At 63.5% G+C, this 7,355-nt stretch carries 8 protein-coding genes and 1 pseudogene; 6 read left to right on the forward strand and 3 right to left on the reverse strand.

Translation table 11 applies throughout. The annotated features are described in order from the left end of the window. Positions 1–139 precede the first annotated feature (139 nt). The 5 genes from ACIQUI_RS12775 to ACIQUI_RS12795 all read left to right on the forward strand — a co-directional run bounded on the left by ACIQUI_RS12775 (position 140) and on the right by ACIQUI_RS12795 (position 2,918). The gene (locus ACIQUI_RS12775) at positions 140–730 is read left to right on the forward strand and encodes an isochorismatase family protein (protein ID WP_391125187.1); all 591 of its coding nucleotides are present in this window, start codon (positions 140–142) and stop codon (positions 728–730) included. 86 nt (positions 731–816) lie between these two features. Then, complete coding sequence (locus ACIQUI_RS12780; protein ID WP_391125184.1) at positions 817–1,137, forward strand: hypothetical protein; 321 nt, start codon at positions 817–819, stop codon at positions 1,135–1,137. Positions 1,138–1,311: 174 nt separating this feature from the next. Continuing rightward, on the forward strand, positions 1,312–1,872 hold the full coding sequence (locus ACIQUI_RS12785; protein WP_403198817.1) for a Smr/MutS family protein: 561 nt from the start codon (positions 1,312–1,314) through the stop codon (positions 1,870–1,872). Positions 1,873–1,941: 69 nt separating this feature from the next. Then, positions 1,942–2,487, forward strand: coding sequence for a GTP cyclohydrolase I FolE (gene folE, locus ACIQUI_RS12790; RefSeq protein WP_012271077.1), 546 nt, complete (start codon positions 1,942–1,944; stop codon positions 2,485–2,487). A 59-nt stretch (positions 2,488–2,546) separates the two neighbouring features. After that, positions 2,547–2,918 (forward strand): glutaredoxin family protein, encoded by a 372-nt coding sequence (locus ACIQUI_RS12795; RefSeq protein ID WP_403198820.1) that lies wholly within the window; start codon positions 2,547–2,549, stop codon positions 2,916–2,918. Positions 2,919–3,047: 129 nt separating this feature from the next. On the opposite strand, the gene ACIQUI_RS12800 is transcribed toward ACIQUI_RS12795, so the two are convergent. Next, on the reverse strand, positions 3,048–3,650 hold the full coding sequence (locus ACIQUI_RS12800) for a glutathione S-transferase family protein (RefSeq protein WP_403198822.1): 603 nt from the start codon (positions 3,648–3,650) through the stop codon (positions 3,048–3,050). A gap of 145 nt (positions 3,651–3,795) precedes the next feature. Here ACIQUI_RS12800 and ACIQUI_RS12805 point away from each other — a divergent pair, with 145 nt between their 5' ends. Further along, positions 3,796–4,986 (forward strand): benzoate/H(+) symporter BenE family transporter, encoded by a 1,191-nt coding sequence (locus tag ACIQUI_RS12805; RefSeq protein ID WP_403198824.1) that lies wholly within the window; start codon positions 3,796–3,798, stop codon positions 4,984–4,986. Between the two features lie 143 nt (positions 4,987–5,129). Here ACIQUI_RS12805 and ACIQUI_RS12810 read toward each other — a convergent pair whose 3' ends face one another. Beyond that, entirely contained in the window at positions 5,130–6,011 is an 882-nt protein-coding gene (locus ACIQUI_RS12810) for a methyl-accepting chemotaxis protein (RefSeq protein WP_403198847.1), read from the reverse strand. Further along, positions 5,991–7,070: pseudogene (locus ACIQUI_RS12815) on the reverse strand (HAMP domain-containing protein); the annotation flags it as partial. The pseudogene ACIQUI_RS12815 and the gene ACIQUI_RS12810, both read right to left, overlap by 21 nt. Positions 7,071–7,355 lie beyond the last annotated feature (285 nt).

A 7,355-nucleotide genomic window follows, 5' to 3' on the forward strand; every position in this document is an offset into this window, starting at 1 on the left:
CACCCGCACATTTGTTTGTTTGCCTTGCCCAATGGCTAGCCTCAGGCCAGTAATCACGCTGCTTGCGTTGTCAACCATTCCCATTGGCGCCAAGGCAGGGGACAATAGGTATACAAAAGCCCTATCGAAGGAGCCCTTGATGTCCGTTCCAACCACGATGTTCCGCCTCACTGGCCGCGATTACCCGCCGGCCAAGCTGAGCCACGCCAGCCTGATCATCATCGATGCGCAAAAGGAGTACCTCAGTGGGCCCCTGCAGCTGTCGGGCATGGACGAGGCCGTGGCCAACATCGCCCGGTTGCTCGACGCTGCACGCAAAAGCGGCCGCCCGATCATCCATGTTCGCCACCTGGGCACTGTCGGTGGCCGCTTCGACCCACAGGGCCCGGCTGGCCAGTTCATCCCGGGGCTCGAGCCGCAGGAAGGCGAAATCGTCATTGAAAAGCGCATGCCCAACGCCTTCAAGAACACCCAGCTGCACGAAACCCTTCAGGCGCTGGGCCATCTGGACCTGATTGTCTGCGGTTTCATGAGCCACTCCAGCGTCAGCACCACCGTGCGCCGCGCCAAGGACTATGGTTACCGTTGCACCCTGGTGGAAGACGCCTCGGCGACCCGCGACCTGGCCTTCAAGGATGGTGTCATCCCGGCCGCGCAGATCCACCAGTGCGAAATGGCCGTGATGGCCGACAACTTCGCTTGCGTGGCCCCCACCGCCAGCCTGATCTGAGCGACCGGGCGCGACCGCCCGGCAGCAGGGCGGAACCCGATGGGCGGCAGCAGGTCGAATTCCGGATATCCACAGAGGAGAGCGGAATGAAGCTTAAAGGCAGTTTCGACGCCAAGCGCCTGCGCCCGCGCCAACCGCGTAACTGGGGCGCCCGCCTGGCGGCCGGCCTGTCGGCCCTGCTGGCGACCCTGGGCGTGTTGCTGGCCATGGCAGGCGTTGCCGGCCTGCTGGGCAACTACCCTGCCTTGCAAGAACTCAACACCAATAAGCCACTGTCCAGCATCCTTGCCGGGGCTGGCTTGCTGCTGCTGTGGCTGGGTGTGCGGTTTTGGCGACGCAGCCGGATTCGCTTGCGTCGCGGGCGCGAGTTGAACCTGTCGCCGCACCTGATGAAAAAGCATGACTGATAGTGCTGTATCGCCTGCACTGGCCCTTTCGCGGGCACGCCCGCTCCCACAGGGATATCACAGGGCCTGAGGGCAGCAGGGTACCTGTGGGAGCGGGCGTGCCCGCGAAGAGGCCGGCACAGGCTGCACACCGCCCCACACTCGCGTAAACTACGCCGCCCATGTGGAGGCATCATGCAAGACGACGATTTTTCCCTGTTCAAGGCTGAAGTGCGCGGCGTAAAGCAAATTCGCCACGACCGTGCCGACGTCGGCAAGCCCAAGGCCGACCGCCAGAAGCTGGCTGGCCTGCGCCAGGCAGCGACCGTGCGTAGCGACAAGGCCCTGGTGATCGACGGCATGTCCGATCAATTCGTTATCGACGTTGGCGCCGAAGACGAACTGATGTGGCGCCGCGACGGTGTGCAGGAAGGCCAGCTGCGCAAGCTGAAGCTGGGGCAGATTCCGTTCGAAGGCAGCCTCGACCTGCACGGCATGAGCGTGGAAAAGGCCCGCGAAACCCTGTGGGACTTCATCGCCGAAGCCACCCGGCTGGAGGTGCGCTGCGTGCGGGTGACCCACGGCAAGGCCGCGCGCCTGGACGGCAAGCGCCCGATGATCAAGAGCCACGTCAACACCTGGCTGCGCCAGCACCCTCAGGTGCTGGGTTTTGCCTCGTGCAGCGCCCGCCACGGTGGCACCGGTGCCGTGTATGTCATGCTCAAGCGAACCATGCTCGAAGGCCGCGACGAGTAACGCCGCGCTTGCAGCGCCGCCCGCACCGCCGTACCCTTCGTTTTTGCGATTTTTCCCACAGGTAGATCCATGTCCCTGGAACAGAACTACACCGAGATCCTCAGCCAGATTGGCGAGGACGTCTCCCGTGAGGGCCTGCTCGACACGCCCAAGCGGGCAGCAAAGGCGATGAAATACCTTTGCCGCGGTTATGAGCAAACCCTGGAAGAAGTCACCAACAACGCGTTGTTCAGCTCTGACAACAGCGAAATGGTGCTGGTCCGGGACATCGAGCTGTATTCGATGTGCGAACACCACATGCTGCCGTTCATCGGCAAGGCACACGTTGCCTACCTGCCCAAGGGCAAGGTACTGGGCCTGTCCAAGGTCGCGCGTATCGTCGACATGTACGCCCGCCGCCTGCAGATCCAGGAAAACCTCAGCCGCCAGATCGCCGAAGCCGTGCAGCAGGTTACCGGTGCCGCGGGCGTGGCCGTGGTGGTCGAAGCCAAGCACATGTGCATGATGATGCGCGGTGTCGAGAAGCAGAACTCGACCATGATCACCTCGGTGATGTTGGGCGAATTCCGCGAAAACGCCGCCACCCGTAGCGAGTTCCTCAGCCTGATCAAATGATTGGCTGCTGACCCCAAGCCGACCCTGCAGGGTCGGCTTTTTCATTCCAGGAGTTGCCCATGATCGTCAAAGCCCTGCGGGTTGGCCTCGGCCAGCTCATCGTGTTCGGTGACTGGATCAGCCGCCCGGCCAAGCGCAAGCGCGACGCCGCCGCCCAGGCCCGCGTCGAACAAGCGGCCAAGGGCCTGGCGCTGTACCAATTCCATGCCTGCCCGTTCTGCGTCAAGACCCGCCGCACCCTGCACCGGTTGAACGTGCCGGTGGCGCTGCGCGATGCCAAGAACGACCCGGTGCACCGCAAGGCCCTGGAAGAAGGTGGCGGCCGAGTGAAAGTGCCGTGCCTGCGCATCGAGGAAGGTGGCAAGGTGACCTGGATGTATGAGTCCAAGGCCATCATTGCTTACCTGGATGAGCGGTTTGCGTCGGCCTGAAGTTTTTTGACAACCAGTGCCGGCCCTTTCGCGGGCATGCCCGCTCCCACAGGATTACCACAAGGCTGAAGACTGTGGTTTACCTGTGGGAGCGGGCGCGCCCGCGAAGAGGCCGGTGCAGGTTGAATATCAGCCCACCATCGGCACATGCCGCGGGTGGCTGCTAACGCGCTCCAGCCAGGCCCTTACTGCCGGGTAGTCAGCCAGGTCAAACCCGCCCTGCTGCGCCACATGGGTGTAGGCATACAGCGCCACATCGGCAATCGAGTACTGCTCACCCACCAGGTATGGCGTCATCTGCAACTGGCGCTCCATCACCTTCAGCGCCTTGTAGCCACCCTTGTGCAGCTTGCGGTACTCCTCCACGCGCTCGTCCGGCAGCCCCAGGTAAAACTGGATGAACCGCGCCACGGCAATATATGGCTCATGGCTGTACTGTTCGAAGAACTGCCACTGCAACACCTGGGTGCGCAGGCGCGGTTCGCTGGGCAGGAATGCGCTGCCATCGGCCAGGAAGTTGAGAATGGCATTGGACTCCCACAGGTAGCTGCCGTCTTCCAGCTCCAGCACCGGCACCTTGCCGTTGGGGTTCATCGCCAGGAACTCGGGTGTTTCGGTCTCGCCCTTGAGGATATCCACCGGGTGCCATTCATACGGATGGCCCAGCAGGCTCAACATCAGCTTGACCTTGTAGCAGTTGCCCGACTGGTAGTCGCCATAGACCTTGTACATTGCCCCTCCCCTTCCAAGCAGTTTTGCATTTGTGCCCAATAGTTGGCGACTGTACGGCTAAAAGCAATGGCCGCTGTATGGCAAGGATCAACCTTGCGCGCTGTAGTCTGAAAAAACTGCTTACACCTTTACAAGGACTTTGTTCATGACCAATGCCACTTCCGCACGCCTGCGGCCCCTGGCAGACAGCTCCCCGTCGGCGGTGGTCGCCGGCTTTATCGCCATGCTCACCGGCTATACCAGTTCGCTGGTGCTGATGTTCCAGGCCGGCCAGGCGGCCGGGTTGACCAACGCGCAGATATCGTCGTGGATCTGGGCACTGTCGATCGGCATGGCGGTTTGCAGCATCGGCCTGTCGCTGCGCTACCGCACCCCGATCACCATCGCCTGGTCCACCCCCGGCGCGGCCTTGCTGATCACAAGCCTGGGCGGGGTGAGCTATGGCGAGGCCATTGGTGCCTACATCACCTGTGCGGTGCTGGTGCTCATCTGCGGCCTGACGGGCAGCTTTGAGCGCCTGGTCAAACGCATTCCGGCTTCGCTGGCGTCGGCGCTGCTGGCGGGCATCCTGTTCAAGATCGGCAGCGAAATTTTCGTTGCCGCGCAGCACCGCACACTGCTGGTGCTGGGCATGTTCTTCAGTTACCTGCTGGTCAAGCGCCTGTCGCCGCGTTACTGCGTGCTGGCTGCACTGCTGGTAGGCACTGCATTGTCTGGCGCCTTGGGCCTGCTGGACTTCAGCGGCTTCCACCTGGAAGTGGCCAAACCGGTGTGGACCACACCAAGCTTCTCGCTGGCGGCCACCATCAGCATTGGCATACCGCTGTTTGTGGTGGCGATGACCTCGCAGAACATGCCCGGCGTGGCGGTGCTGCGTGCCGACGGCTACCAGGTGCCGGCCTCGCCGCTGATTTCGGCCACCGGCTTTGCCTCGCTGCTGCTGGCGCCTTTCGGTTCGCACGGGGTCAACCTGGCGGCGATCAGCGCGGCGATCTGCACCGGGCCGCATGCCCACGAAGACCCTGCCAAGCGCTACACCGCCGCGGTGTGGTGCGGGATTTTCTACGGCATTGCCGGGGTGTTCGGCGCGACTTTGGCGGCGTTGTTTGCGGCCTTGCCGAAAGAGCTGGTGCTGTCGATTGCCGCACTGGCGCTGTTTGGTTCGATCATGAACGGGCTGACCGTGGCCATGAGCGAGGCGCGTGAGCGGGAAGCGGCGGTGATTACCTTCATGGTGACGGCTTCGGGGCTGACCTTGTTCTCGATTGGCTCGGCGTTCTGGGGGATTGTGGCGGGGGTTTTGGCCTTGTTGATCCTCAACCCGCGCAAGGCTTGAGGGGAGTTGTTGCCTGTACCGGCCTCTTCGCGGGCTCGCCCGCTCCCACAGGAATATCACTGGACCTGAGAACAGCGCTATACCTGTGGGAGCGGGCGAGCCCGCGAAAGGGCCGGTACAGGCACCACAACAGCCAGACCAAACTACAGCCTGAAATGCCCCACCATGCCCTTCAGGTCGATGCCCAACTGCGCCAGTTCCACACTGGACCGGGCATTGTCCTGCATCGCCAACGCCGCCTGGTCGGCACTACCACGAATCTGCGTGACACTGCGGCTGATCTCTTCCGCCACCGAACTCTGCTGCTCGGCCGCCGCCGCAATCTGCTGGTTCATCTGTTGAATCAACGACACCGCCGCCGCAATACTGCCCAGCGCACTCTCGGTCTGCAGCGCATCAGCCACCGCCAGGCGCACCAGCTCGGTACTGCCACGGATCTGCGCCACCGATTGCTGCGCGTTACCACGCAAGCTGGCGACCAAGGTCTCGATCTGCTCGGTAGACTGCCGGGTACGCCGCGCCAACGCCCGCACCTCATCGGCCACCACGGCAAAACCGCGCCCCTGCTCACCCGCGCGGGCGGCTTCGATGGCCGCGTTCAGCGCCAGCAGGTTGGTCTGCTCGGCCACGCTCTTGATCACTTCCAGCACATTGCCAATGGTGTGGATTTCGGCACTGAGGCTGTCGATACCGGCGCTGGCGGTTTCGGCCGCCGCCACCAGTTGCTCGATGCGCTGCATGCTCTGGCGCACCACCTGCTGGCCTGACCCGACCTTGTCATCAGCCGCCTGGGCCGCCTGCGCTGCTTCTTCAGCATTGCGCGCCACATCGTGCACGGTGGCCGTCATCTGCTGCATGGCAGTGGCGACCTGCTCTGTTTCCTCCTTCTGGCTACCCACCTCGCGGTTGGTCTGCTCGGTGACAGCAGACAACGCCTGGGCATTGCCGGCCAGTTGCTCGATGCCCTGCTGCAAGCCGCTGACAATGCCCGAAAGCCCCGCCGCCATCTGTTGCATGGCCTGCATCAGTTGCCCCACTTCGTCACCGCGCGGCGCCTGGGCGTCAAACGCCAGCTCGCCGGCTGCAATGCGCCGGGCGCGGGCAATGACGTGCTTGAGTGGGCCCACCACTGCACGGGTGATCAGCCAGGCCGCGAGCACACCGACCAGCAGCGCCAGCAAGGTGGCCAGGCCGATGGCCACGGCATTGCGCTGCAGCTCGCCCTGCAAGGCCTGCTCCTGCCCCAGATAGGCCTGGTCGACCCGCCCGGTCACCTGCTCGGCACTGGCTTGCAACTGGGCCTTCAACCCCTGCTCACGGGCCAGCTGGTCGGTATATTCGTTGAGCTTTTCCGAAAAACTGCCAATGTGCCCGGCCACTTCACCCAGTACGCTCTGGTAGCCGGCATCAGCCACCGCACCCTGTAGATGGCCAACCAGGCTGGCAGCCTCGACCGTTTGGGCGATGCGCTCCTGGCCAGCGCCCTCCTCGCCTTTGCGGCTTTTTTCCAGGCGTACCCGCGCTTCATCCATGGCTTGCAGCATCAGCCGCGATACCTGGGCCACCTGCGCGGCCTGTTCAAGGAACTCGCCGCCCTGCTGGCCCTGGGACTGCTTCAGGGTGTACACGCCATCATCGGCCAGGCCGGCCTGAAGCACATCCAGGTTGTTGGCCACGCTGGACACCGACCAGCTGGCCATGTCCAGCGCCAGCTCCTTGGCCTGTACCGCCTCGACAAACGCTTCGAACGCCTGGCCGTAGGCAGCAAGGTCGGTCTGCGCTGCCGCAAGCGCCGGCAAGCCACGGGCACGCTCGAGCAAACCCTGCAGCCCGCTGCGCAAGGCGTCGGCCTGCTGAATGTCGGAGCGCAGGGCAAACGCCTGCTCATGCTGACGTAAGCGCAACAGGTCGGTATTGAACTGGGCCAATTGGCGCAAACTGTCGAAGCGCTGTCCAACGCTGTGTAACGCGGCGATGCCGATGGCCGCCACAGCCAGGGTCAGCACCAGCACCAGGGCAAAGCCCAGGCCGAGTTTGCGGGCCATGCCCAGGTTGGCCAGCACACCGTGCTTGCTCGCGCCCATGCCGATTCCCCTTCTGTGTGCCAGGTTTTCCCGAAGGCCAAGAGTGGCAACGCTGCCAACCGGTGGACAAGGGCCTGGCGTCAGAATAGTGTCAAATAGCTATGAGCGTGTCGCTAACAGGTTGGTAGAGGTCGTGCTGTGTGCCGTTATGAGATGGCAGGTGCTTGTCGCAGTATTTGCAGCGCCTGGTAGATCGAGCGCCGCCCGCGCGGCGCTTCGCGGGGCAAGCCCGCTCCCACATTTGTTGCAACGTGGCCATGCCTGTTGGAGAGGCGTTGTCAGCCT

Origin of the sequence: Pseudomonas sp. NPDC090592 (genome assembly GCF_044769185.1) — a bacterium.
Lineage (GTDB): Bacteria > Pseudomonadota > Gammaproteobacteria > Pseudomonadales > Pseudomonadaceae > Aquipseudomonas.